This is a genomic window from Cyanobacteria bacterium FACHB-DQ100 (genome assembly GCA_014695195.1).
Classification (GTDB): Bacteria; Cyanobacteriota; Cyanobacteriia; order Leptolyngbyales; family Leptolyngbyaceae; genus Leptolyngbya.
Genome location: JACJNW010000035.1, coordinates 107040 through 133400 on the forward strand (window position 1 = coordinate 107040; position 26361 = coordinate 133400).

At 48.0% G+C, this 26361-nt stretch carries 24 protein-coding genes and 1 riboswitch; of the genes, 9 read left to right on the forward strand and 15 right to left on the reverse strand.

Annotated features, from left to right (window positions below; translation table 11 throughout):
* The first annotated feature begins 122 nt into the window (after positions 1-122).
* The 3 genes from H6F51_20505 (at position 123) to H6F51_20515 (ending at position 3501) form a co-directional block, all read left to right on the forward strand.
* The gene (locus tag H6F51_20505) at positions 123-512 is read left to right on the forward strand and encodes a response regulator (protein MBD1824854.1); all 390 of its coding nucleotides are present in this window, start codon (positions 123-125) and stop codon (positions 510-512) included.
* A gap of 126 nt (positions 513-638) precedes the next feature.
* Positions 639-1046, forward strand: a complete 408-nt coding sequence (locus tag H6F51_20510; GenBank protein MBD1824855.1) for a universal stress protein — start codon at positions 639-641, stop codon at positions 1044-1046.
* Positions 1047-1152: 106 nt separating this feature from the next.
* Positions 1153-3501 (forward strand): response regulator, encoded by a 2349-nt coding sequence (locus tag H6F51_20515; GenBank protein MBD1824856.1) that lies wholly within the window; start codon positions 1153-1155, stop codon positions 3499-3501.
* A 204-nt stretch (positions 3502-3705) separates the two neighbouring features.
* Here the strand turns inward: H6F51_20515 and H6F51_20520 are convergent, their stop codons facing one another.
* Entirely contained in the window at positions 3706-4281 is a 576-nt protein-coding gene (locus H6F51_20520) for an NYN domain-containing protein (GenBank protein ID MBD1824857.1), read from the reverse strand.
* 473 nt (positions 4282-4754) lie between these two features.
* Here H6F51_20520 and H6F51_20525 point away from each other — a divergent pair, with 473 nt between their 5' ends.
* A complete protein-coding gene (locus H6F51_20525; protein ID MBD1824858.1) occupies positions 4755-5684 on the forward strand; it encodes a hypothetical protein in 930 nt (309 codons plus the stop codon).
* A gap of 48 nt (positions 5685-5732) precedes the next feature.
* Here H6F51_20525 and H6F51_20530 read toward each other — a convergent pair whose 3' ends face one another.
* The 4 genes from H6F51_20530 to H6F51_20545 form a co-directional block, all read right to left on the reverse strand.
* Positions 5733-6572, reverse strand: coding sequence for an ATP-binding cassette domain-containing protein (locus H6F51_20530; GenBank protein ID MBD1824859.1), 840 nt, complete (start codon positions 6570-6572; stop codon positions 5733-5735).
* 91 nt (positions 6573-6663) lie between these two features.
* Positions 6664-8637 (reverse strand): ABC transporter substrate-binding protein, encoded by a 1974-nt coding sequence (locus H6F51_20535; protein MBD1824860.1) that lies wholly within the window; start codon positions 8635-8637, stop codon positions 6664-6666.
* A gap of 22 nt (positions 8638-8659) precedes the next feature.
* Positions 8660-9484 (reverse strand): nitrate ABC transporter permease, encoded by an 825-nt coding sequence (gene ntrB / locus H6F51_20540; GenBank protein ID MBD1824861.1) that lies wholly within the window; start codon positions 9482-9484, stop codon positions 8660-8662.
* Positions 9485-9536: 52 nt separating this feature from the next.
* Positions 9537-10895 (reverse strand): ABC transporter substrate-binding protein, encoded by a 1359-nt coding sequence (locus H6F51_20545; GenBank protein ID MBD1824862.1) that lies wholly within the window; start codon positions 10893-10895, stop codon positions 9537-9539.
* Positions 10896-11706: 811 nt separating this feature from the next.
* Here H6F51_20545 and H6F51_20550 point away from each other — a divergent pair.
* On the forward strand, positions 11707-11901 hold the full coding sequence (locus H6F51_20550; GenBank protein MBD1824863.1) for a hypothetical protein: 195 nt from the start codon (positions 11707-11709) through the stop codon (positions 11899-11901).
* Between the two features lie 45 nt (positions 11902-11946).
* Positions 11947-12987 carry a SpoIID/LytB domain-containing protein gene (locus H6F51_20555; protein ID MBD1824864.1) on the forward strand — a complete coding sequence of 347 codons (1041 nt, stop codon included), beginning with the start codon at positions 11947-11949 and terminating at the stop codon, positions 12985-12987.
* Positions 12988-13033: 46 nt separating this feature from the next.
* Here H6F51_20555 and H6F51_20560 read toward each other — a convergent pair whose 3' ends face one another.
* Both H6F51_20560 and H6F51_20565 read right to left on the reverse strand, forming a co-directional pair.
* Positions 13034-13321: an energy-coupling factor ABC transporter substrate-binding protein gene (locus H6F51_20560; protein ID MBD1824865.1), complete on the reverse strand. Its 288-nt coding sequence runs from the start codon at positions 13319-13321 to the stop codon at positions 13034-13036.
* Positions 13318-14064 (reverse strand): energy-coupling factor ABC transporter permease, encoded by a 747-nt coding sequence (locus tag H6F51_20565; protein MBD1824866.1) that lies wholly within the window; start codon positions 14062-14064, stop codon positions 13318-13320. The genes H6F51_20560 and H6F51_20565 overlap by 4 nt, the downstream gene beginning before the upstream one ends.
* Before the next feature lie 17 nt (positions 14065-14081).
* Positions 14082-14223: riboswitch (cobalamin riboswitch) on the reverse strand.
* Positions 14224-14362: 139 nt separating this feature from the next.
* Between H6F51_20565 and H6F51_20570 the strand changes: the two genes are divergently transcribed.
* Entirely contained in the window at positions 14363-15319 is a 957-nt protein-coding gene (locus tag H6F51_20570) for a hypothetical protein (GenBank protein ID MBD1824867.1), read from the forward strand.
* On the opposite strand, the gene H6F51_20575 is transcribed toward H6F51_20570, so the two are convergent.
* The 6 genes from H6F51_20575 to H6F51_20600 form a co-directional block, all read right to left on the reverse strand.
* Positions 15299-16147, reverse strand: a complete 849-nt coding sequence (locus tag H6F51_20575; protein MBD1824868.1) for a class I SAM-dependent methyltransferase — start codon at positions 16145-16147, stop codon at positions 15299-15301. The genes H6F51_20570 and H6F51_20575 overlap by 21 nt on opposite strands.
* Positions 16148-16301: 154 nt before the next feature.
* On the reverse strand, positions 16302-18131 hold the full coding sequence (locus H6F51_20580; protein MBD1824869.1) for a hypothetical protein: 1830 nt from the start codon (positions 18129-18131) through the stop codon (positions 16302-16304).
* On the reverse strand, positions 18080-19009 hold the full coding sequence (locus tag H6F51_20585; GenBank protein MBD1824870.1) for a hypothetical protein: 930 nt from the start codon (positions 19007-19009) through the stop codon (positions 18080-18082). The genes H6F51_20580 and H6F51_20585 overlap by 52 nt, the downstream gene beginning before the upstream one ends.
* A 210-nt stretch (positions 19010-19219) precedes the next feature.
* A complete protein-coding gene (locus H6F51_20590) occupies positions 19220-19801 on the reverse strand; it encodes a TIGR00730 family Rossman fold protein (protein ID MBD1824871.1) in 582 nt (193 codons plus the stop codon).
* Positions 19802-19843: 42 nt separating this feature from the next.
* Positions 19844-20614 carry an RDD family protein gene (locus tag H6F51_20595; protein ID MBD1824872.1) on the reverse strand — a complete coding sequence of 257 codons (771 nt, stop codon included), beginning with the start codon at positions 20612-20614 and terminating at the stop codon, positions 19844-19846.
* Positions 20615-20646: 32 nt separating this feature from the next.
* The gene (locus H6F51_20600) at positions 20647-21465 is read right to left on the reverse strand and encodes a DUF975 domain-containing protein (protein ID MBD1824873.1); all 819 of its coding nucleotides are present in this window, start codon (positions 21463-21465) and stop codon (positions 20647-20649) included.
* An 85-nt stretch (positions 21466-21550) separates the two neighbouring features.
* Between H6F51_20600 and H6F51_20605 the strand changes: the two genes are divergently transcribed.
* The gene (locus H6F51_20605; protein MBD1824874.1) at positions 21551-22522 is read left to right on the forward strand and encodes a stage II sporulation protein M; all 972 of its coding nucleotides are present in this window, start codon (positions 21551-21553) and stop codon (positions 22520-22522) included.
* Positions 22523-22720: 198 nt separating this feature from the next.
* Here the strand turns inward: H6F51_20605 and H6F51_20610 are convergent, their stop codons facing one another.
* Positions 22721-23413 (reverse strand): response regulator transcription factor, encoded by a 693-nt coding sequence (locus tag H6F51_20610; protein ID MBD1824875.1) that lies wholly within the window; start codon positions 23411-23413, stop codon positions 22721-22723.
* A gap of 334 nt (positions 23414-23747) precedes the next feature.
* Here H6F51_20610 and H6F51_20615 point away from each other — a divergent pair, with 334 nt between their 5' ends.
* Positions 23748-24938 carry a Coenzyme F420 hydrogenase/dehydrogenase, beta subunit C-terminal domain gene (locus H6F51_20615; GenBank protein ID MBD1824876.1) on the forward strand — a complete coding sequence of 397 codons (1191 nt, stop codon included), beginning with the start codon at positions 23748-23750 and terminating at the stop codon, positions 24936-24938.
* Positions 24939-24985: 47 nt separating this feature from the next.
* Here the strand turns inward: H6F51_20615 and H6F51_20620 are convergent, their stop codons facing one another.
* On the reverse strand, positions 24986-25933 hold the full coding sequence (locus H6F51_20620; GenBank protein ID MBD1824877.1) for a LysR family transcriptional regulator: 948 nt from the start codon (positions 25931-25933) through the stop codon (positions 24986-24988).
* Positions 25934-26361: the final 428 nt, after the last annotated feature.

Genomic DNA, 26361 nt, shown 5'->3' on the forward strand with positions numbered 1-26361 from the left:
TAACTTGTTTGCTCAGGGTCAAGTCTTGAAAAGAGCGATCGAATTTTTCCTTGAGGTGCCTTACTAAATGACGTACTCTCAGGAAAGATAAATAGCAAATTACATCTGAAGCGGCATCTCTCATGATAGCTAAGCGCATTTTGATGATCGACGATGATTCCTTAATTCGAGAAGTGACCCAAATTTGTCTAGAAACGGTTGCAGGCTGGGAAGTGACAACTGCTGGCTCCGGACAAGAAGGATTAGCCAAGGCTGAGACAACGCAGCCAGACGCGATTTTACTCGACGTGATGATGCCTGACATGGATGGAATTTCAACCTTTCAGAAATTACAGTCCAACCCTATAACTCAGTCTATTCCAGTAATTTTGCTCAGCGCAAAAGTCCTACCAGACGAGCGTTCCTCTTACGAAAAGATGGGATTTAAGGCTGTAATCGTCAAGCCCTTCGAGCCAGTCCACTTATCAGCCGAAATTGCTCAAGTGCTAGGCTGGGACACTCCAAGAGTTTGAGGGCGTTAGCGTGGCTTCACAGACAGGCTCTGATTCAAGCTCTGATTATAGACAAAAGCTTGACTATCCTCACAACTTCCTCAGATTGCTTAATTAAGATGAGCACATTGCAAATGGGTGAAAACAATGTTTCAAAAAATTCTCGCTGTTCTCGACCCTACTCAATCCTGTCATTGTGTTCTGACTACGGCTCTTAGTTACGCCAGAGCAAATCAAGCTCAGATCCGTCTGATAACTTCATCTGAAGATAAGCTTCTAATCGAGGCTGGGAGTGATGCTTACATCGACATCGCTCAGCTTGTAGAACAAACAGATCAAGCCTTAGTTGAAGCAGCTCAGCTTTGGAATGCGGATCTTATTGTTACGGCTCGCGCTTTGAATCCAGAGTTGCAGCGAACATTGCCTTGCTCGGTTTTGATCGTGCGGCAAGACGATCAAACGATTTCAATCACCATGCAGTTAAAACCGCTAGCTCCCAACTTAGAAGTACGTAGCCATCTAGAAAGACTCCTCGCTCTCACTCCCAGTTTGTAACTTGAACTGACGCAATCTCTTTGTCGATTTGTAACTGTTCCACACCAGGAGAATGCTAACCTTTTAAACTTGGCAATGAGGAATAATACAGTCGAGAAGATGTTCTATGAGAATTCTAGTCATCGAAGACGACAGGTTGACCGCAGAGACGCTCGCGACCATTCTCACTGCTCATCACTACGCGATCGAAGTTGCAACAACCGGAAAAGCAGGACTCGCCCTGCTTAATAGCTTTGAATATGACTTACTAATTCTAGATATAGGACTACCTGATCTCGACGGCATCGAAGTTTGTCGGCGTATCCGCTCAATTCCAGCCCAACTCCCGATTCTGCTCCTAACTGCTTATCAGAGCTATCACGATCGAGCGCTTGGGCTTGATGCAGGCGCGGATGATTACTTGGTCAAGCCCTTCGATGAGGAGGAGCTAATGGCACGAATTCGCGCCCTGCTTAGACGAGGGAATGCTGCATCCTCACCGCTCCTAGAATGGAACGACCTTCAACTCGATCCGAGTACCTGTGAAGTTCAGTATCGATCGCATCCCCTCATCCTTACGCCTAAAGAATATGCACTGCTTGAACTCTTTCTGCGTAACGGACGGCGCGTTTTTAGCTGCGGTAGTATCATCGAACACTTATGGGCATTTGAAGATGCACCCAGTGAAGAAGCGGTCAGAACACACATTAAAGGATTGCGGCAAAAGCTTAAGTCCGCAGGTGCACCCCCTGATTTTATCGAAACAGTATATGGAATAGGCTATCGATTGAAGCCAATCAGTTCAGTTCCTACTGATGCTCGATCGGTAAAACAGGAGCTTCGATCGAAACTGAGTACAATCTGGCACCATCACAAAGATCAAGTCACTCAGCAAATTGCCATCATTGAGAAGTCGGTGCATCAGGCAAATGCGAGAGTACAGCCGCAAGCGATTCAGCAAGCTCATTCACTCATAGGATCACTCGGATCACTGGGTTTTTCAGAAGGATCGCAAATTGCACGCCAGATTGAATCGATTCTAGCGAAACCATCCCTGAACGCCAAAAGCTTAAAGCAATTGAAGGAACTGATCTCAACTTTGCGCCGAGTGATTGATCTTCCTGCTTCTACAACTGATCAAACCTGCGCGGAATCGCGTACAGATCTACCTAAAGCAACCATACCCCAGCCCCTCATCTTGATCGTCTCGCGTGATCCTAGTTTTATTAACCCAATTGAAAGAGAGATGTGCGTCTGGAACTATCAAAACGCGATCGCATCAACTCCTAAATCCGTCATTAAGCTTTGTGAGAATGAATCCCCCAGCCTTGTCCTGCTTGATCTCGAATGCTTTGACTCGTTAAACACTGGACTAGAATTGCTTTCATCTTTTCAGCACCATTCCCCTGTAATTCCGGCGATCGTATTTACGGCTCGAAATGACTTTACTGAGCGTTTAGAAGTGGTTCGACGAGGCGGACGACTTCTGCTTCCAAGATCAACCACAGGAGCACAAACTCTAGAAGCAATTCATCAAGTCATTCCAAAAACTCCACACCCTTCAGCAAGGATTTTAATAGTAGACGATGATATTGCTCTATTAGAGGTCTTAGTTAAACGATTAAGCCTATCGGGCTTAAATGTATTCACTTTGAATAATTCCCACTGCCTTTGTGAAGCCCTAGAAACCATTGCACCAGATGTGTTAATACTCGATCTTGAGTTCTCGGATGTGAATGGAATTGAGCTATGCCAGGTCGTTCGTAATGACTGGCGCTGGCTTCATCTCCCTATAATTATACTGGCAACACAGTCGCGCTCTGATGCAATCGCGCCAGCCTTTACTGCTGGAGCTGATGATTTCGTTAGCAAGCCAATCCTTGAATCAGAGTTAGTAGCACGTCTATTCAACCAATTAGAACGAGTAAAATTGCTGCGACAGCTCACAGAAACTGATTGGCTTACAGGCGCTGCAAACCGACAAAAATCGACACAAAGCCTAGAGGCATTTTTACGATCGTCAGACTGTAATAATCAACCGACTGCGCTTGCAGTAATTGACATCGATCGCTTACGAGATGTGAATGCTCAATACGGTTATACAGCAGGAGATTCCGTGCTGCGGCAGTTTGCTATTTTGCTCCAACAATCTTTCTGCGACGAGGATATTGTTGCTCGCTGGGGCGGCGAAGAATTTGTCGTTGGAATGTATGGCATGACGCGAGAAGACGGTGTACAGCGCTTGATTCGAGTGCTAGAACGCATCAATCAGCAAGCAATGCTAACCGACACTGGGGAAGCCTTGCAAGTGACCTTCAGTGCAGGAGTTGCACAGTATCCCGCTGACGGCAAAGACTTAAGGACTCTGTATCGTGTTGCAAATTTGGCACTCCGTCAAGCAAAACGATTGCAGCAAGAAGCGCATCCCTATGGTTCAATTCTTCCCGCAGAATCCGAACTTTTGCTGAAATCCTGATCGCTTTGTACTTCTGTCGAGTTTCTTATTGCTTTTTCATCTTGGTAGTGGTCTAGACCTGGAGATGCCTTTCGTTGCAATGCTGATTGTTGATAGGTTCTGTTAACTTGCTCCACAGGTCAGCCCATTACCGAAAGATGACTGGTTCTCGTTAGAGGGTATTATTGCCTTGAATCAGACGTATCCATTAGACATACATATCCATTAACTTGGACGGAGCTTCTCAATCTCAGATCTCAGCTTGGTTAGATCGGTAAAGCGATCGCACACATTAATCAAGCTCTCACTCACCATTGTCGGTAAGCTGACAACTTCAACTTGAACACCCCGATACGACACATGGTTCACTGCATAAGTTAAATCTCCAGTGCCACTCAGTAATACGATCGTGTCGCAGTGTTCGGAAAGCGTCAGCATATCAACCGCCATTTCAATGTTGAGATCTGCTTTTTTAGAGCCATCGGGATATTGAATTAAGTCTTTAGCGATAACTCGATAGCCATTATGGCGCATCCAGAGCAGAAAGCGCTGCTGTTTTTCATTCGCTCGATCGACTCCAGTGTAGAAATAGGCGCGAATCAGCGATCGACCTTTGGTTAAACAGTGCAACAGTCGGGTATAGTCAATCTCGACCCCAAGCTGCATCGCTGCATAAAACAAGTTTGCGCCATCGATAAAAACAACGATTCGTTCAGATTGAGCGGTTCCAGGTTGGTTAACGCTTGGAAGCGGTGAACTGGCTTGCGTAGAGGCTTGGGTTGATCGTGAAACTAATTGCATCGGAACCACTCCTAGAACATAGAGAGCTAGTCAATCAGCATCAAGAACATAAAACTCTGCCTCGGTCTTCCAAAGCTGAGAGCGTCTACAAGCCCAAAAGAGTAGCGCAGTCTTGCAGGCGGCTTAATTCTTTTTATATTCCTTAACACTTTCCTTAGATTTAACCCGATTTCTCTTGAAGGGGCTAAACCAGTTTAGAAAATTATACAAAACTTAGTTTTCGGTAGGAAAAATAGGAGCGATCGCATACTCAACAGCGAAAGTATACGAATTTATCGTCAAAATTATTCCTGTTGAAGCTCGATTCCACCCTGAATCAACCTAGATCTGAAGCTGCAACCCAGTGCGAGTAGATTGCAGAAGCAGATGATCGCAAACAAAATCAGCCTCGATCTCAGCCTGTTTCTCAGGGCAGAAGCAATTGAATTTTAGATAGCAGTAGAATTTGCACCACTATTGCTGAGGATAAGACGGTGCCGCAAAATCTTGAACTTTTACAAGTCCCTGCCATCACGCTCGAAACTGTAGAGATTGAGGTCGTGATTCGACCCGATTTAGGCGCACGAATCGATCGCTTACTCGACAAACGCACCGGGCACGATTGGATCTGGCACCCGCCGCACTATGACTCTACGCAAACTAGAACGATCGCGCTTGGCGAATCCTTCGATCGGCATTGGACAGGGGGCTGGGATGAAATCTTCCCAAACGATGCAGCAGGAGAGTTCCAAGGACGGCAATTGGTGGATCACGGAGAGTTTTGGTCAGGGTCTTGGACTGTCTTAGAACATAAGCCGGACTGCCTCACGCTCGGCTTAACTTGTCATACAGTTCCGGTTCAAGTTCAAAAAACGATCCGTGTCGAAAAGGCTGAGATTCAACTAGGCTACGAATTCAAGAATCTTTCGGATCAGCCCGTTTCATTTTTGTTCAAACAACATGCAGCGATCGCGATCAAGGCAGGCGACGAAATTATCTTACCCGATTGCGATATCGAGCCCGTCGTGCTCGACTTTAGCCGCATTATTGGACAGCCCGGAAAAACAAGATTTCCCACTGCGCTCGATAAAAACGGTGAAGTGGTTTATCTTCATCAAGCTCCGGCGCGATCGTCGCAGCTCCAGGAGTTTTACTACAGTTCTGGATTATCGATCGGGCAATGTGGCGTGAGAAATCCGCAATCGTGCTCCAGTCTGATGATGAATTTTAGTTTGAATGATTTTCCTTATGTTTGGATGTTCCAAAGCTACGGCGGCTGGAACGATTATTACGTACTTGTGATGGAGCCTTGTACAACGATGCCGTATGACCTAGAAATTGCAGAACGCAATGGCACGATCGCAACTTTAGAACCCTATCAAATCCAATATCGTCAACTGAAAGTGAAACTCGAGCGCGATTAAAAAGAAAATCGGGAATGACAAACGAACCCATTCCCGACTCCCCATTCCTTATTCAATATCGTCGTGAGCAAAGCGGTTGTAAAGGAAGTCTAGCGCTTGGTTCCGCAAATCGTAGTAGAGCGGATCTTCCATCACTTGAGCACGATCGCGAGGACGAACAAACGGAATCGTGAGGATTTCTCCGATCGTTGCTTCGGGGCCATTCGTCATCATTACTAGACGATCCGCGAGGAACAACGCTTCGTCGATATCGTGCGTTACCATCAGCACGGTACAACCATGATCCAAGCAGATCTTTGCGAGTTCTTCCTGCAATTCTTCTTTGGTAATTGCGTCCAATGCTCCAAATGGCTCATCGAGAACCAGCACTTCAGGACGGAGCGACAAGGCACGAGCGATCGCAACGCGCTGTCTCATCCCACCTGACATCTGAGGCGGCTTTTTCTGCGCGGCTTCCGCCAAACCCACCATCGCCAAGTGCTCGTTCACGATCGTGGTTTTCTCAGAGTTCGATTTTTGTGGGAAAACGGAATCGATCGCCAAATAAACATTCTCAAACGCAGTCAACCAGGGAAGCAGCGCATAGTTTTGGAACACCATCATGCGATCGGGGCCTGGTTTTTCAACCAGTTTCCCTTTCAGTCTCACTTCGCCTTCAGTCGGAGTCACAAACCCAGAAACCGTGTTCAGCATCGTGGACTTACCGCAACCAGAGTGACCGATCACACAGATAAACTCACCCTGCTTCACGTCAAGATGAATATCTTTAATGATCGTTTGAGGCCCGGTACGAGTGTTATAGACCTTAACGACATTCTTTAAAGTAAGAAACGGTTGGGTCAACGATGATTGAACAGAAGTAATGGTACCTGATTCTGTTGTGTTCATGGCAATGGGGAGATTCATAGAGATGAAGCTGTGAGGTTATGAATGTGGACATTGGCGAGAATCAGGGGCATTCGCAATGCCCCAATTCAACCTAAGCAGTGGCTCTTGCGGGTTGCAGAGCAATCTCTGCCATTGTGTAGTCCCGCCTGATCGCTAAGCTGTTGAGGTAAGCGATCGGGTCTTCCGCATTGAAGGGAACGCCATCAAACAATTCGATTTTGTTGCGGGCGTAGCTCAGTTCTGCCAGACCCAACTCCCGCGCTGCTGTACTAAACACATCGACGCGGCAGGTTTTTTCCAATACTTCCACCCAGTTGCGCGGCAGAGGAATGTCACCCCATCGCGCCATCTGCGTCATGATCCAGAGATGCTCAGTCCGGCTCGGACGGTTCGCGCCTTCGCCGAAGAAGAGATGATGGGCTGGATCAGAAGTTCCTAACCCTAGCTGAATATACTCTACCTGAGTTGCAACATATTCTTTACGCGACAGGATTTGACGAATCTCGGTCGTGTTTTCTGGATTGGCACAGTAGCGGCAGGCTTCGAGTAACGCTTTCACCAGGGCAATGTGCGTATTCGGGTATTTTGCTGCCCATTCTTCACGCACACCGAGAACTTTACCGACGTGACCGCGCCAGATATCGATATCCGATGCGATCGTGGTGCCAACGCCTTCGCGCTCTGCCCTGAGGTTCCACGGGTCGCCGACGCAGAATCCATCGATCGTGCCTGCTTTTAAGTCCACTACCATTTGCGCGGGGGGAATGATTTGCAGATGCACTTGGTGATCGGGGTCGATTCCGGCAGAAGCTAACCAGTAGCGGAGCAGCAGATTGTGCATCGAGGAGGGATGAACCACGCCGAAGCGGTGTGGATTTTCGGGAGAGCGCTCAACCATTGCTTTGAAGCTTTCCAAGGAATCCACGCCTTGTTCTTGGAAGCGGCGATCGAGGGTGATGCCATTCCCATTACGGGTCATTGTTAATGACGTAACTACTGTGGGGTTATCATTGCGCTCATTGCCACCGAGTGTAATCCACAGAGGCATTCCAGCAGGCATCTGAGCCGCATCTAAGTAGCCAGCAGTCATACCGTCTACAATGCCGCGCCAGCTTGTTTCCCGTGCCAACGACACTTCATCGAGACCATGCTTTGTAAAGAAGCCTTTCTCTTTTGCAACCGCTAGCGGAGCGCAAGCGGTGAGCGGCACAAAGCCGATTTCGAGGTTGACTTTCTCTAAGCCATGTCGCGCAACCGTTGCAACTTTCTGCGCTCGGATTTTCTTCACGCGCTTTTGCTGGTTCAAGAAGTAGATCAGTTCGCTCCGCAAGCTGTAATAGCTAGGGTGCTTCACCACTTCCATCCGTTTACGCGGACGCGGAATATCGACATCGAGAATGTTGCCAATCTTGGAACTTGGCCCGTTGGTCAGCATGACGATGCGATCGCTGAGCAACACTGCCTCATCCACATCGTGCGTCACCATGACGGCGGTGACTTGGTTCTCTTCACAGATCTTGATCAATTGCTCCTGTAGGTTGCCTCTGGTCAAAGCATCCAACGCACCGAACGGCTCATCAAGCAACAGCAGCTTGGGCTGAATTGCCAGACCCCGAGCGATCGAAACCCGCTGCTTCATCCCGCCGGAAATTTCGTGCGGATACTTGTCGATCGCGTGTCCGAGTCCGACTAATCTGATGTACTTCTCGGTCAGTTCTACACGCTCTTGGGGCGATTTCTCAGTCAGCACTTCATCCACTGCCAATCCGACGTTCTCGCGTACCGTTAACCACGGTAAGAGCGAGTAGTTTTGGAACACAACCATGCGATCGGGGCCGGGTTGCTTTACTGCCAGTCCTTCTAGGGTGACAATGCCGCCGGTTGGACTATCCAAGCCTGCAATCATATTCAGCAGCGTGGACTTACCGCAACCAGAGTGACCGATCAGCGAAATGAATTCGCCCTTTCTAATCTGTAAATCGATGCCTTTGAGTGCTATGTACTCTTGTCCACCCGGAAGCGGAAACGACTTGTCAACCTGTTCAACAGAAACAAAACTGCTCATGTGCTTATTCTCCCTCTAGAAATTACTGTTTAACAATGAGGGACTGAATCCAGCCCACGAAGCGATCGAGCAACAAACCCACTGCACCGATATAGACCAACGCCAGAATCACTTCACTGATGTAGTTGTTCTGATACGCTTCCCAGATAAAGAAACCGATTCCCACAATCCCGGACATCACGATTTCTGCCGCGATAATTGCCAGCCATGCAAGACCGATCGAGATTCTCATGCCAGTAAAGATGTAAGGCAGCGCAGACGGCAGCAAAATCTTGAAGAAGTATTTTTTCGGCGAGATTTGCAGCACTTTTGCAACGTTGTTGTAGTCCTGAGGAATTTCTTTGACACCAACTGCGGTGTTAATCAAAATGGGCCAAATGGCAGTAATGAAAATCACGAACAATGCAGCAGGCTCGTTCTTTTGCAGTGCAGCCAGCGAAATTGGCACCCATGCCAACGGCGGAACGGTACGCAGGAACATAAAGAGCGGATCGAGGGCTTTTGAGATCAGAGGCTTTGTGCCTACGAGAATTCCGATCGCAACTCCCACAATCGCAGCCGCAGTGTAGCTAAATGCAACCCGTTGCAGACTCGCGAAGGTTTGCCAGAAAATCCCTTTATCGGTGCCACCGCGATCGAAGAACGGATATAACAGCAGTTCTCGTGTCCGCTCTTCTGTCCACAGGCTTGATGGCGGCGGCAGAAGAATTACTTTCGCCGCCGAAAGCAATTCCCAAACGATTAAGAAGATTGCGATCGCAATCAAAGGCGGCAAAATTTCTTTGCCGATCTTCGCAAAATTAATTCCGCCCAATCCTGCTCTACTCTTCCCCAACGTAGCTGTCATGTCGATTCTCCTTACTGCAAGTGAGTGCAAACATCTTTCGTCCTAGTCGCAACTAGGCTTTCAAACTCTTGAACTTCAAACTGTCAAGATACGCCTGCGGTTTTGTTGGATCAAATTCCGCGCCATCAAAAAACTTTTCAACTCCACGCGATGACTCTTGTGGAATTTCTGCTTGTGCCACTCCCATTTCCCGAGCGGCTTCTTTCCAAAACTTCTCGCCGTTGACTTCGTTCACAATGCGATCGGCTTCTCCGAGTGCGCCCTGCGGCAGGAATCCCCAGCGTACACTTTCAGTGAGGAACCACAGATCGTGGCTCTTATAGGGATAAGACACGCTGCCTCTGCCGTCCTTCCAGTATTTGACCGCGAGTTCTGGGTTGTTCTCGGTTTTCTGGGTGTCGCCTAACTGATACTGTCCCGCATAAGGCCCACGTAGGAAGTCGGGCGGAACATTGAAGAACTTACGCTGCGCTAAGATCCGAGAGAGTTCTTCTTTGTTTTCTGGCTTGTCGCACCACATCTGAGCTTCCATCACCGCTTTGAGGACAGCTTTGGTTGCTTTCGGGTGTTTCTCGATCCATTCTTTGCGAACTGCGAGGTATTCTTCAGGGTGATATTGCCAAACTTGTGCCGTTAAGACAGCGAGGAAGCCGACACGATCGCGCACGATCCGGTAGGGCCAAGGGTCACCTGTGCTAAAGGCATCCATTGTTCCCGTTTTCATGTTGGCAACCGTCTGCGCGGATGGAACTGCCATCAAATTGATTTCAGTGTTTGGGTCAATACCGTTTGCTGCCATCCAGTACCGAATCCAAAAGTCTTGGTTCACCTTGGGAAACGTATAAGCGGCTCTAAAGGGTGTCCCTGCCTTTTTCAGCTCGCGAATGTAATCTGCTCCACCAGATTTTGCCAGGTTTAACTCGAAGCCTTTGCCAATGTGAGTGTTTGCAACTGCAACTCCGTTGCCATGCGTACAAAGCTGCGATAGAACAACCATTGGAATCTTACGGTTTCCTTTGGTGATCAATCCTTCACTCAACAGATGGGGGATTGGCATTTGCCATTGTCCACCGTCGATACCGCCATTGGCTGAGCCGAGTTCAGCATTATCGCGAGCTGCTCCCCACGACGGCTGTTTAGAAAGTTCTACATTCGCCATGCCATACCGAGCGAAGAATCCTTTTTCTTGAGCAATAATCAAGGGAGCAGATTCAACGATCGCAATATAACCGAGTTTGATCCGAGTGGTTTCGGGCTGTTCAGCTGGCGAAAGTGAAAGAACTTGCGCTTTTGGGGACATATCGGACGGAGAAGGGGGAGTTAAGGTACACCCTTTTAGTGCAACGGCTCCGGCTGCTGCACTAGCCGTCCATAAGAACTTTCGGCGAGTCAAGAAGTCGAATTCGGTCATGGTCGAGTCTCCAAGGATAGCAAGGCTTCTCCCACGACAAATCAGACGCGATCCGCGGGGAGGTTCACAAGCAGCAATGGCTCGTTGCAGACTGACTCAAACTCAATCGTTCAGCGTTCAACTTAGTCAAGTTGGCAAGTTTGAAGTTGCTAAATTGGATTGAAATGAATCGTCAGAAAGGACGAATCATGCTTGCGTATTTTTACGAGGAAATAGCTGTTTTGAATGCGATAGAAACGATTGATTTAAGTCAATTGTTTCTATTTGTCTTTCTACTTGTTCCAGTAACCATTCGATTGAATGTATTAAATTCAATGTTTGGATTGAAATAAGATTATCGTCTTTGTGGACGTGCGTCTAGTGAAAAAACAGTTGGAACTAAAGAAATTCTAAATTCAAACAATAAGAAATTTAACTTCATTCAAACTGTACCTCTGATTAGTATCGAGATGAATAGATAGTTGAGCGATTTTGCGTCATTTCTTGGCGGATTTTCTAATCGTTGAATTGATCGAATTAAAGTATAGAAATCTTCCTTTGTTTGTTTAGAACTAAATCAATTGCTGCGATCGCAAGCCCTACTCAGCCAAAGGATTTGTGAGTGAGACAAGGCGCTAGGGATTGAATACGCTGCTTTCGGCATCAGGGTAATAAAAACGCGGCGCGACGTTTGTTTCTAAAGCTCTGCTAATTGCTAAGTTAAATTACGGGTTTGAAATATTTTATAATTCGTCTTTTGACGGAAGAAATTTCTGGCGACAGCATGGGTAGGAGTGAAATGGCTCACTTGTTGACGCTTGTGAAATGAACGATGAAAAAGATAATTCAAATGATGAGAACACTGCTAGCTACGATCGCGCTATCTATCTTGTTTTTATTGGCAAGTGTGAATCGCTCTGTTCTAGCCGCAGATGATACGACGGGCGCGAAGGTTTTTGCTCAAACTGTGCCGCTTGCTATGCAGGTGGTAAGCGGATTTAGGAATTCAGCACTGTATAAAGGTTAAGGTAGAGATCTTGTCTGACTTTTCTGAATTCCCAAATCTGTAGTTATGTGGCGTAAATCAATCTTAGAGTGGCTGAAACATCGTCCTTGGCTATTCGTGCCGTTTCTGGCATTGATTCCTCTAGCTGGGCTGTACTTAAGTCAACACACTCAAACCGAGGCAAAATCTGTACCGGCTCCGGCTGCTGCGTCGCCAAGTCCTACACCGATTGTGCTCTCCTCGCCTCTGCCACAGCCAAGCCTTAAACCTTCTCCAAAATCAACCTTAACGCCGATCGACCCGAAGAAATATACAAAAGAACAAGCCGCTATTAATGAGCGATCGAAAGCCGCATTTGCCGCATCCGTAGGAACCGTGGATTCGCTGATTGAGATGCAGGTAGCGATCGCAATGGGGCAGCCCACAATTTCGATTACTGCCTCTCAAGGGGCGACAATTTCAGGTGCAGAGGGTCGATCGCTAAGTCAGCTTGCGGCAGGAAATCCTTATACCATTCAGGCAGCAGGCGACCAGATCAGTTTTGGCAATGGACAGTTGCCGGGAATGGTAATGATTCAGCCTGCACCGAATGGAGTGCTGTATTTGGGTGACAAGCCGTATCGAGGGCGCTTTTTGTTAGCGGCGCAGGGTGGGCGAATTTGGGTCGTCAATTATATTGATCTACGTCACTATCTCTATAGTGTGGTTGCGAGTGAAGTGTCGCCCAGTTGGAACAAAGAAGCCCTGAAAGCACAGGCGGTTGCGGCACGATCGTATGCGCTGACTTATTATTTTCGACGGGCGCAACCGCTCTATCACATGGGGTCGGACGAGTATTTTCAGGTCTATAGCGGAATATCGCGGGAATCAGAACGCACGAATCGAGCCGTGGATCAGACTGCGGGTGAATTCATTAGCTACAGGGGCGGGATTGTCGAGTCGCTGTATGCTGCCTCAGATGACATTGTTGCGGAGGCGTTTCGCGGTCGAGGAATGAGCCAGCTTGGTGCATTGGAACTCGCAGAAAGCGGACATACCTATCGGCAAATTTTAGCGCGGTACTATCCGAAAACCGGAATTGCGAGGATTGAGCAAGACCACGAATGAGGGACAGTGCGATCGCTCATCTTCCGGCGATCGCACTGGAAACCGTCTACTTGTCTCGGTGCGATCGCCCTTTGTACCATCCGATCACATATCCAATCACGCCTGCCCCGATCGCAGCTTGAGTCGCAAATAGGAGGCTTTCAATTTCGGGGCTTGCAGGCTCGAATAAAGGCTTAAGCCAGGGTTGGTAAGTGGGGTGACTGTTTTGAATCGCGGCTTCTGCTTGACCGTCTGAACCGCTAAACTCACCCCGGACAAACACTAACGGGAAAGCTGCGAGACTGACAACGGCGATCGCAAGTAACCAATTTTGTCGAGCTAAAGAGCGTTTCATTGCTTAATCAGGTTTAAGGTTTCTAATTCACTGCGGTTGTAGGTTTGTAGCCAGTTCCAAACTAATACCGTTAACAGTCCTTCGCTAATGGCTAATGGAATCTGCGTGAAGGCAAAAATTCCGGCAAACTTGAGAAATGCTGCCCAAACGCCACCGGATGCGGCGGGAAATGCTAATGCCAGTTGAAAGGAAGTTGTGACATACGTAAGTAAATTCTCTAAAGCGGAAGCAAGGAAAATCGCTGCTTTTTGATGACCTGTTTTTAAAATCAGATGATAGACCGCATAAGCAATGAAGGGGCCGACGATCGCCATCGAAAACAAATTTGCTCCGAGGGTTGTGATTCCTCCGTGTGCCAACAAGACTGCCTGAAACAGCAGCACCAATCCACCGAGTACGGTCATCACCGAAGGGCCAAACAAAATTGCGCCGAGTCCGGTTCCGGTCGGATGTGAACAACTTCCGGTGACAGATGGAATCTTAAGTGCAGATAGAACAAACGCGAATGCTCCTGCCAGCGCTAAAAGCAACTTCAATTCTGGAGTTTGGCGGGTGATACGGGTGAGCGATCGTAATCCGATTAAGAAGAACGGCAGCGAAATTGCCCACCACAAAGCCGCCCACTGAACAGGTAAAAATCCTTCTGCAATGTGCATTGCCTGTGCAGGAGCGGCGGCACCGATCACTAGATACAAACTTAGCCCTGCCATTGCAGCAAGGCTCATCCATTTTTTAGTCTTCATTCTGTACCTCGCAGAACTTTGAGAACGAAAAAGCTGGCGGGCATTCTGACTGGAGATAATTCTCTTCACAGTTGCGGGACAGCGGCAGATTTGCACTGCTCTTTCCCCGTTTCCTCGATCGACTGATCCTCAGATCGAACCAACTTTTATCCGTGCCTTACTGTATCACTATGCAATTAAAAAACTCTGATTTTGATTCACGCAATTCCATATTTTTGGCTCTTACGATTTACCTCCAAGGGCGTAAATTCCGGTACGGTTGGCTTGATAAGGTACAAGCACTGCGCATAAGACTCCTATGTTTGAGACATCTACCCTAACAACACTGCCAACCCTTAAACCATCTACGATCGCTCCTCTGAGCCTCCCAACGCTGAGACAGTCTAGTGGAACACCGAGCTTTAACAGCGGGCAACTCGAGATCGACGTTAATACTCCGACGGGAGAGAGAAGCAATATTATTGAGATCGCACCAGTCGCGAATGACTTTTCTAGCGCACTTGAGCAGCTTCAAGGAACACTTAGCTTTGATCAGGGCAGCGTAACTAGCAATCTCACAACCGCGATCGGGGGCTTCATCGGAACGATCGCATTTGCTGAAACAGTAAGCAATTTTGTAGAGAATGCGGTTAAAAGTATTTCGGGGAGTATTCCATTTTCGGATGGTCGGTTGGTGATTGATGTGCCATCTTTGGCGAATGGCACGATCGAGTTTGGTAACGGCGCATTAGTGACAAATCTAAGTACGCCGATCAGAAACTATTTCTCATCGATCGACTTAGAAGAACAAGTTAAGTTTAATGCTGGCAGTATTCCAGGGGTTGTGAATTTCGATGATGGCTTGGTGATTCTGGATTTACAGCCGCAAATTCAAGATGAAGACATTGCAATTCCGATTAATGCCATCAGTGGAACTGTAGTGTTCAACAATGGACAAGCAACTTTGAACATTCCGACCCCATTTGGGACGTTAGCGACAAACTTTGATCTATCAGCGCTTGTAACTGAAGCAGTGACAGATGCCTTGAATGGTTCTGGAACGGTGACGTTTAACAACGGTATTGCGACGATCGACACAACAGGAGGTTTAGGCACAGTGAGAACTAGACTAAACCTCCCGCAACTCGCTCAAGATTTCGGCTCAAGTTTGGCAAACACACAAGGCACGATCAGCTTTGATCAGGGCATTGTGACTAGCAATCTCACGACACCGAACATTGCAGGTGAGATCGATTTATCCGCCTTGTTGGGTTGAGGTGCGTTTCGCAGTCATGTTTAAGGTTTCGGTTGAATTGCCGCTTAACACTTCAGCCGTTCCTTGCAAAGTATCTTGCACCACTTGAGCATTCACCCGGACTCGGACATCTTGCCCATTGAGCTTTTGCCGATGTTCAAAAGACAAGCGATCGCCGACTAATTTAATGTTCGGTAGGCTGATCGTTGTGCCTGCAACTTGCGCCATTGCGCTTGCATTCTGAAACGATTGTTTCATTTGCAGGGTGTAAGGAATCGATTGTCCCGATTGGGTCGAAAGTGTTCCTGTCCACGTGCCTTCGACTTGGGCGGGAATAATCCACAGATAGGCAGTGCGATCGTCGATGGTGGTTCGCTGGTCGGGTTGCCAATCTCCCATTGAGAAGGCATGAGAAACAACGCGGCTTCCGGGTTTGAGTTCGCTCAGGAGCTTCGGACGCAGTTCAAGATTAATTCGAGGGAGCAGATACAGCGTTACAACCGTGGCATCGCGGAAATTTGCCCGAAATAGATCTTGCTGAAGGAATTGAACGCGATCGCTGACTCCCGCTTGTCGGGCATTTTCATTACTTTTGTTGACTAAACCGGGATTAATTTCGATTCCGACTCCTCGCTTTGCGCCGAACTTTTGCGCCGCAGTGATCACTAATCTGCCATCGCCTGAACCCAAATCGTAAACAATATCGTCGCGTCCCACCTTTGCCAGTTCTAACATTCCCATCACCACATTTTCAGGTGTGGGAACATAAGGAACCGCAGGAGTCGCCAATCCCGAACTGGGTTGATCTGCCGCGTGAGTTTTCGGAATGTCAGCGGCAACGATCGACATCGCAACCAGGACTCCAAGAAATTTAAGCGATCGACGCACAGCTACCTCCTCGAAAAAACTGTTGCAGATTTAGCGCGATCGTCTGGTTCAGAGCATCTATCCGAATATAGAAAAACGAGCAGGACTGGGGTTGTCCTACTCGTTTGAACCTAATTTAGGAGTCGACCGCTACCTCTATTAGTGTCTCTGGCTCTGGTGTTGGCTCATTGAGCGCGATCGTAAACGTCTTCGAGGTGGTGTCACTACCGCCGTTTGCCGTGCCGCCATTGTCCTTCAGCGTGACCGTCACCGTTGCGGTTCCTGCCTTTCCTGCCGGAGTGTAGCTGAGCGCTCCAGTTTCCGGGTCGATCGTCGGCTGTCCATTCGTCGTAAACAATCCAGCATTATCGACTGTAACCTCATAAGTCAAGGTTTCGTTCGACTCATTCGGTGCCCCTTTGGTGACGTTAGTGAGGAAACCATTCACCGCTTGAGTGCCTGCGCTCACGTCAACCGATTGGTTTTCCCCGAGCGTGAAGGTTGGTGCTTGGTTCACGGACAGGACGGTGGTGCCGATCGATGTGGTTGTGCCTGAGAACGCGCTTGTTCCTCCATTGCGGCTCACATCTTGTCGAACAGGTGTGACAATCGTAGTTGGCATGGGTGGCATTACAATGCTACCCATCATGTAGCCACCCCTGAGGATTGTGGTTACTGTAGAGAAGCTTCCGGTGTAGGTGTTGTCGATCGCCCGAATCGTCAAACTATCGGGAGTGCCGTTATAGAACTGAGTCGGCTGAAAGCGCAGTTTCGTCGTCGCGCTCAGGATCAGCGCATTGCTATCCGACACTGTACCCACCTCGCGCCAATCTATGCCATTCGTCGAATAATCCCACCAGCCTTGAGTGGTTGGAGCAGTGTTACCCACGATCGCAATGCCTTTCAAGCTGGAATTGGTATCTGGATCGCTGAACTGATTGCTCAAGAGGGTGGAGATTGCTTCTCCAGCAGTCACCGCATTCTCCAGAATCGAACCGAGAGATACATCTGCACCAAGTGAAGGAGCCGTGTTAAATGACAACTTCAGCGTCGTGGTCACGGCTGCACTGTCTGTGAAACTGTCAGCTACCACAACCGAGAAGACGCGATCGCTCTTGTCCGGGTTGAGTGCGGTATTGCTGTATGAAATGCGTTTCAGTGCGGCTTCGCAATCTGCAAATGAACCAGCGCCAAAGAGGGTGAGAACTCCGGTGCTGGCGTTGTAGGTGCTGGCAATCAAGGAACCTGCGTGATCGTAGGTTAGCCTTTCATCGGCTCCATCCTTGAGGTTGGTAATGCTCACCCTTACAAGCGCTAACTGTGTAGAATCGGGGTCTGCGATCGAGGGTGTACCAGTGATCACTGGAGCGCTGCCTTGCGACTGCTCATAGGTGCCAATGGTTGTACTCGATAAGGTGAACTGTGGCGCAATGTTCGCAAACAGATCGATCTTCGCCGTTATGGTTGTCAGGTTTGTGTTGGTCACTTGGAAATAGTATTTGCCGGGAGCCAGTGGCTGAGACGGTTCAAGCATGAACTCCTTGCCTTCCGCATTCAGCACCTTCGTCTCCAGACCCGGAACCTCTAAGTTATAGAGGAGGGCTTGCGGCTCATTGACGGTGAAAGTATAGAAGTTTGAGCTACCAGGCAGAATCGAATCAGTGAAGCTCGCATCTTTACTCGGCACACCAATATTGAACGCAGTGTCGATCGACACACCACCCAACGGCATCAACATTGGTTCAGCATACTGAGAAGTCACGCTAACAATTTGCCACTCACTGCCTACCTTAGGTGCATCAATGAATGTGCCAGACAGAAACTTTGTGCCATTAAAGAACCATGCTGCCATTTCGTTGGTCGCACTGTTGCGCCAGATGAAATGCGGATCATTGCCCACTTGAGCAACTTCTGTCAGTTCCCATTCTCCGCCCACTTTGGGTGCATCAAAGAATCCACCATCCACGACAGACCCACTCGCATGACCGTCCAGTATGCCGTTTCGCTGCTGGCTGCATTGCGCCAAACTAACTGTGTGTTGTCTCCCAGAATCAGTTCATCAAGCAGCTTCCAATTCGAATTGCTGCCGAGGGCCGCCGTGTTAGTAAAGAAGCCACCGCTCGCTATAGCCAAACTGTCATTGATTGTCCAATATGCGGTCTGATCTCCTACCGCATCACGCCACAGCAATCTCAAATCGTCGTTAACGATGTTGGCATCGATGAGTTGCCAGTTCGAGTTGCTACCGAGTTTCGGCGCATCTTTGATGAACCCGCCGTCTATAAAATTGTCGTTTACATCGACTGTCCAAGTAGCTGTTTCATCTGTTACACCATTGCGCCACACCAAGATGCGATCGCCCCTGTCGTTTGGTGTGTTGACCGCGCCAATTAGTTTCCAGTCGGAATTGCTGCCGAGTTGCGGGGGATTGTTGACAAACGCACCGTCTACTGAGCTGGTTCGATCTAAATTCCAAAAAGCAGTTTGATCGGCGAGCGAGTTGCGCCAAACGATCGAGCTTGAGATGCCAGGTTCAGCAAATAACGACAAATCGTAGCTACCTGCATCTGAGGTCGAGACGGTTAGCGTGTAAGTGCCTGGATCAAGAATGCGGGTAATGCCATCGGTAATCTTGCCTGGATTGTTTGAGGTGATTTCCAGATCGCTACCAGTCTTCGTGAGTTTGAGATTTGAATCGCCGTCGAGACTCGATAAGATTGCGTTGAAACTACTTCGTCCTCTAACCTCGAAGTTGTAGGTCTCAGTAGATAACGGAACGGGTCTTTGAAATTCTTTGAAGGTATCGAGAACGCCAAGATTATTGATGCTTTCCGGGGTTTGCATTTTTTCAGATTGAGAAATACACGTGCCCATGGTAGGTGATACAACTTACAGCGCCCTCTCGGTTCATACTGAGTTCTGTATGAATCTTCTCTTGAGGCAGTTGAAGTTCGTAGAATTACGTAATGCATAAAATTATTCTGAGCAGGAAATAAGTTTAACTGCATTGCTTATGATAGAGTGCAGCGCTTTTCGCGATTGGCGCAGGTCGCCCTAAACTTCCTCTTGCTTAATCCACTTATCCACAGTCTGCGGTTGGTAGGCAGACAAACGATCGAGCAACACCCCTGGCTCTGTTGCCTCAATCACTAAAGCGCGATGAATCGAACGCACCAGCTTCTCTGCCACCGCTTGATCAAAGAACTGCAACAGCGAATTGTAGTACCCTGCAACATTCAGCAATCCTTGCGGCTTCTGATGCAAACCCAATTGTGCCCAAGTCAGCACTTCGCAAAACTCCTCTAACGTGCCGTAACCTCCCGGCAGTGCGATAAATGCATCTGAAAGCTCTACCATTCTGGCCTTGCGATCGTGCATCGACTCTACCGTTTCCAATCGGGTTAACCGCTGATGCGCGAGTTCCTTAGATGCCAAAAAACCTGGAATGATGCCGAAGACTTCTCCTCCTGCGGCAAGTGCGGCATCTGCAACAGCGCCCATTAATCCTAGATGGCTACCTCCGTAAACGAGATTGATACCGCGATCGCCGATCGCAGTCCCTAACTCTACTGCTGCTTTCTCGTAGTCGGGATTTTGCCCCATACTCGACCCACAAAATACACAAATCGATCGCACAGGAACTCCCTCAAAACTTGAGTGCAAACTTTACCACAAAAGTCAGTCTCGCTTTTGATACGCCAGATAAACTGCTTCTAGAAAAAGATCCGGTGTCATTTGAAACGGTAGCTCCTGCATTCCGATCAAGTCTCTCGCTTGTCGCGCTAGCTTCAAACTTAAATCAGTCCTTGCTGTAGGAGCTAACATCGATCGTCGCTGCAAATACTCGCGAATCACTGCAAAATCGTCAGGAAGGAGTGCATTCAAATTCTGAGTTGCCAGCAATTGATCTGCCAAAGATTCTGCTTCAGTAGAAACCGCAAACGTGGAAGCCGCGATCGAGCGTTCTTCTTGAATCACTAATGTTCCCGCGATCAAATCGCCCAATCGTTTCTCGTGTTTAGTCAGAATAATCAACAGCATTCCGATAAAAAAAGTGTCATCGATCGGACGAATCAGCGCCCGAAGAATTGCTTGCGCGGCTCCTACAGGTTGCCCATCATCTCGAATGACGCGAATTTTACTGTATCGTTTTCCTGGGGTTTGTCCCCGCCACAACGTCTCAAAAAAAACAAAATATCCCGTGTACACCGCAAATGAAATCAGAATCGCGATCGCAGTCAGCCAGAGTTCAAGATTATCAACTGTAGGAAAATACCGCTGAAGCTGAAACGACAAGACACTCCAAAAAATCAGTACCCCAATCAGCACCGCCCCCCAGATTAGATAATCAACCACAAGCGCGATCGTGCGATTGCCAATTCCCGCCAGCGTAAACTCTAATTCGACGCTTTCGGGAGTTCGGATTTTGATGCGATTAAACAAGCTCATAGCGATGCAATTAGATCGAGGAATGTCCCAATTTAGCCGTGATCGCGCAACTCTAACCCCAAGCCTTCTCTACGCGATCGTAAGTCATAATAAATCACAGCTTTAATCACCTGCCAAAACGGTGTGATCAGCGCACTTGATGCCAAACTCACTACGACAAACAGCAAGAGCGCGATCGCTGCCACACCCGGATCAACAGTGTCGCCTGTAGGCATTGCCGCCCCCGCAATTTGGCTTGGTATATTGACGATTAACGTCAGCAGAAACGCGACGATGACAATCCACTGAATTCGACCGACTGAACCCTTGGTTAGATTCCAACTTCGACTTAGAGAAGTTGTTGCATCGACATTCTCTTCAACCGCTAAAGGTACTTCATAGATTAACAATCGTGAGAATACTCGAATGAATACGAAGATCGCTGCAATCACCAATGCTGCCATCAACAGTCCACCAATTAAACCTAATACCGGATTTGCTGCTACAAATACTGCGGTTAGACCGATTAGGATGAGAAATGCGATCGCGAATGCCATGTACAGCCCGGTATAAATCAGACCCAGCAGCAAAGCAGCCCCAAAAAAGTTCCAAAGTTGCGGTTTCGTTTTTTGCTCTGCTTCTGTCAGTGTTTCGGGTTGGTTAATCAACTCCTGATAAGCAAGGCGAGAAATGCGTCCAGAAATTTCAGCAGATTTTGCCCATCCATAAATTGGAACAAAGATCCAGAGGTAGGATCTCAAGACTAAAATCAGATAGCGTTTGAGGTTAGAGCGATAAATGCGAACACCCGCGCTAACGACATCCCCAACACTGAGCGGTTGAATTGGGTTAGTTGGATTGAGATTAGACATAAGCTCAACGTGAATGAATCACCAGAAAGGCTGAGGCTATCTTAGGCGAGGTTGGTAAAAACGCTCCCCTCTTTTTCACAAAACTATGAATGTAAAACGCTGGATTGCTCGACGCGAGCCAAACTGGAAACGGCTAGACGAATTGCTAACGCGCATTGAAAAACGCGGACTACGATCGCTCTCAACCGAAGAGATCAAAGCGCTTGCAAGTCTATATCGATCGGTTTCAGCTGATCTTGCTAGAGCGCGGACTCATCAAACGCTGGTTGGTCATACGATCGTGCAAGATCTCCAGCGTTTGACTTCTCGCGGGTATAGCCAGGTGTATCAGGGATCGCGCAAACAAGAGTGGAAAAGTGCGATCGATTTTTACAAATGGGGCTTACCGGAAGTCATACAGCAAACGATCGCGTATACGGCGATCGCAACCGGATTGTTTCTCTTGGGTGGATTAATTGCGTGGTGGTTTTCGTGGCGCGACCCGCAATTTCTTGCATTGGTCGTGCCTGATCATCTGATTCGGACAGTCCGCGACGAAGGCAAACTCTGGATGGGTTCGATTTTAGGTAGTGAACCGACCGCAGCCAGCCAGATTATGACGAATAATTTGGGCGTGACGTTCAAAGCGGTTGCTGGAGGGATGACGATCGGGGTTTTTACGATGTTTATCCTGTTTATGAATGGCTTGCTAATCGGTGGCGTAGGAACACTGGTGGCTCAGAACAATCTCGCGTTTCCATTTTGGGCATTTGTTTTTCCGCATGGATCGCTAGAACTTCCAGCCATCTTCTTCTCTGGGGGCGCAGGATTACTAATTGCACGCGGCATTCTGCTTCCAGGACAATACCGCCGTATTGATGCCATTAAAGTCTATGGCTTGAAAGCCGCACAGTTAATGTTTGGTGTAATTCCACTGTTGATCGTAGCGGGGGTAATTGAAGGTTTTTTCTCACCGAGTCCAATTGTTCCTGATCCATTAAAGTATCTGGTTGGAATCGGCTTATTTATTGCCCTTGTGCGCTATTGCAGCCGCAGACGATCGACCCAATCCGCCTGAAAAACTGCTGAACTCTGCTGACAAGAATCTGTAGGCTCGAAAAAGATCACATCACAATAGATCACAGTTGAACAGTTTCTAAAAAAAACATCAGCTTTGCTCCTGAACCAGACGGAAAGCTGATGTTTTGAGTTAATGCAGATCAAGTTGAGCTTACAGTGCAATTGAGCCTAACAAAATAACCGCTCTACACCCGAACTATTTGATTAATCCTGCCCGCAATGCTCGGACTGCGATTTGAGTCCGATCGTTCACACACAGCTTGTTCAGAATGTTACGAACGTGCGTTTTCACAGTTCCGATCGTAATGTAAAGCCGCTCCGCAATCTCAGCGTTACTACGCCCGTCTACAATCAGTTCCAGCACATCGAGTTCGCGAGTCGTCAGCGGATAATCTGAGATCATGCCGCTGTCTTCTGAAGAAAGCCGATTGATCGTGACGGTTGTGGCAACAGCAGGCTGTCCAACCTTCACCTGGGAGAGAACGATTCGAGCGATCGCCGGATCGATCCAAGCATTTCCCCCTGCGGTCGTTTGAATGGCTTCTGCCAAGCGGCTACCGCTGATATCCTTCATGCAGTATGAGTCCGCACCTGCGGCAAACGCTGCCAGCACCATCTCCTCATCATCGTGCATCGTCATGATCAAGATTTTGGTGTCCGGTGACTCGGCTTCGGCTCTAAATTGTTGGGTCAGCTCAATTCCTGTCATGTCGGGTAAGCCAATATCTACGATGGCAATATCCGGCTGAACCGAGCGAATCAGGTTTAATCCCGATCGAGCATCACGCGCTTCTCCGACCAGTTCGATTCCTTGCTCTTTCAGGAGCGCACGAATACCAAACCGAGTCAGATCATGATCTTCAATCAGTACAACTCGAATCTTATCCATCTTGGCTACTCCAATAGAAATATAATCTTTACGCTCAATTGCAGATTTATTTTGCTGAAACAATTCTAGACCGAGTTGCTGCAATTCTCGGTCTACCCACAGTCAGAGGTTTACAAGGAAAAAAATCGGTTCAGAACTCTATCTAAGGGCTGGTTTTTGTTAAGTTTTAATACAGAATTATGCTGAACTCCGCTACTTCTACAGAGAATCATCAACCTGTGCAGATTAGATCATTTTGAATTATCACAGTCTATCGATTTGCTGCGCGATCGCTAAATTGGGCGACAGTCCTGAGTTATTGTGATCAATAGCGATCAAATTCAATCTTTCAAAAATGACCCTGGTTCCTCATAAAAAAGCAAAAGCACTCAAACCTTCGAGTCGCCGTCCTGCGAAAGAACTGTGTAGTGAATGTGGACTCTGTGATACCTACTATATTCATTATGTGAAGGAAGCTTGTGCGTTTATCAATCAACAAATTCCTTCCCTAGAAGAACAGACCCACGGGCGCAGTCGAGATCTAGAGAATGCGGACGATCTGTATTTTGGAGTGCATCAAGAGATGATAGCGGCCCGCAAAACTGAGCCGATCGCGGGGGCACAGTGGACAGGAATTGTGAGCACGATCGCCATTGAGATGCTGACCCGCGGACTTGTAGAAGGCGTAGTCTGTGTGCAAAACACGAAGGACGATCGCTTTCAGCCGCACCCGATTATTGCAACAACTCCTGAAGAAATTCTGGCAGCACGAGTCAACAAGCCGACGCTTTCGCCGAATCTTTCGGTCTTGGAGCAAATCGAACAGTCAGGAATGAAACGGCTTCTAGTGATTGGAGTCGGATGTCAAATTCAGGCTCTGCGGGCAGTTGAGAAAGAGATAGGGCTAGAAAAGCTGTATGTATTAGGAACGCCCTGTACCGATAATGTCACCCGCGAAGGCTTACAGAAATTTCTGGATACCACCAGCCGATCGCCTGAAACGGTCGTGTATTACGAATTCATGCAGGATTTCCAAGTCCACTTCAAGCACGAGGATGGCTCAACCGAATTAGTACCGTTCTTCGGCTTGAAAACCAACCAACTCAAAGATGTGTTTGCGCCCTCGTGTTTAAGCTGCTTTGACTATGTGAATTCACTCGCGGATTTGGTTGTGGGATATATGGGTGCGCCATTCGGCTGGCAATGGATTGTGGTCAGAAACGATCGGGGTCAAGAAATGCTTGATTTAGTTCAAGATCAAATTCAAACTCAGCCGGTGATGTCAAAGGGCGATCGCCGTCAAGCGGTTCAGCAGAGTATTCCTGCATACGATAAAGGCGTGACGTTACCCATGTGGGCAGCAAAGCTGATGGGTGTTGTGATCGAGAAAATTGGCCCTAAAGGATTGGAGTATGCTCGATTCTCGATCGATTCGCATTTTACTCGCAACTATCTATATGTGAAACGCAATCATCCTGAAAAGCTAGAACAGCACGTTCCCGGTTATGCCAAAAAGATTGTGAGCCAATACAAGCTGCCTGAGTGACTGAAGGAGAGTTTGCTATTCAGGTGTAGCAAACTCTCCCACCTTTTCTACACCTCTACTTTTTCCTTTTCCAACACGCCTAAAACAGAAGTCTCTTCGGCCACTCGCTTGCCCTCGTTCATCAGGTAATCGTAAAACGCCTTCGCGATCGCAGAAAGCTGTTTGCCAGAAGGATGCACCACATACCAATACCGCTCGATCGGGAAGCCTTCAACATCCAAAATGGCAAGCTGGTTGTTGACTCCTTCCAGCGCTAACGTATGCTTCGACAACACCGATAAACCCATCCCGCCTGCGATCGCTTGTTTAATCGCTTCATTGCTGCCTAAGTCTAATTTGACTTTCATCGGCAGACCTTGAGCATCAAACAGCTTTTGAACAGCTTTGCGCGTTCCAGACCCTGGTTCCCGCATAATAAACGGCTCCTCAGAAATCCGAGACAGTGGGATATCCTTCTCTTTAGTGAGCGGATGGTTTCTCGGCGCAAGCACAACCAGCGGATTTTCCATGAAGGGTTCACAGTGCGCCTCTGAATCGTCCGGAAGCTGACTGAGAATGTACAAATCATCCCGGTTATCCGCCAAGCTATCAAGGACGTACTGATGATTCGTCACCGTCAGCGAAACATCAATTCCGGGGTAGCGCTGGCAGAACGGACCTAAAATACGCGGAATCACATATTTCGCGGTTGTAACTACAGCAAGGCGAAGCGTTCCTTGTTTAAGGCCTTTGAGATCGGCGATCGCAATCTGAAACTGCTCTAAACGCTCAAATACATCGCGACAGGTCGAATAAAGTTCTTTTCCGGCTGCTGTCAAATACAAGCGTTTGCCGACCTGCTCGAACAAGGGCAAACCAACTGTTTTCGATAGCTGTTTTACCTGCATCGAAACCGTGGGCTGAGTCAAAAATAGTTCTTCAGCAGCGCGGGTAAAACTGCTATGGCGGGCAACCGCTTCAAAAACCTTTAACTGGTGCAATGTAGCATTCTGCAAAATAAACTCTCCTGATTTGAGAAACGATCGCAACAAACAGTCAAAACTTGCATTTATTCGAGGTAACAAAATCGCTGTATAGAATCAGTTCTATGAAACTTATAGAGAACAGCGATTTTTCCTTATAGCTTTTGTAGTTATGATAATACACAAGAGCATATGCTCCCTTCCAATTTGGCGTTACACGAATCAGAATTTTGTTGGAGTGAGTTCGCTGTACTCTGTCGCAGTTTGTAGCTCTACCCCTTCAGGTCTATCGCGTGTAACGCTTTTCTTATGGTTTGCGGGTCATAAATCGAACGCTTTCTCACGCTGGCGAAACGCAACAGAACTTTAACAACCAAAAGAGCCTTCTCATTGTAAAGTTCAGTGGGGTGACTTCAGTTAAACGTTCTGTCACGCTCTTTCCGTTACCCTTTATCCTCAGA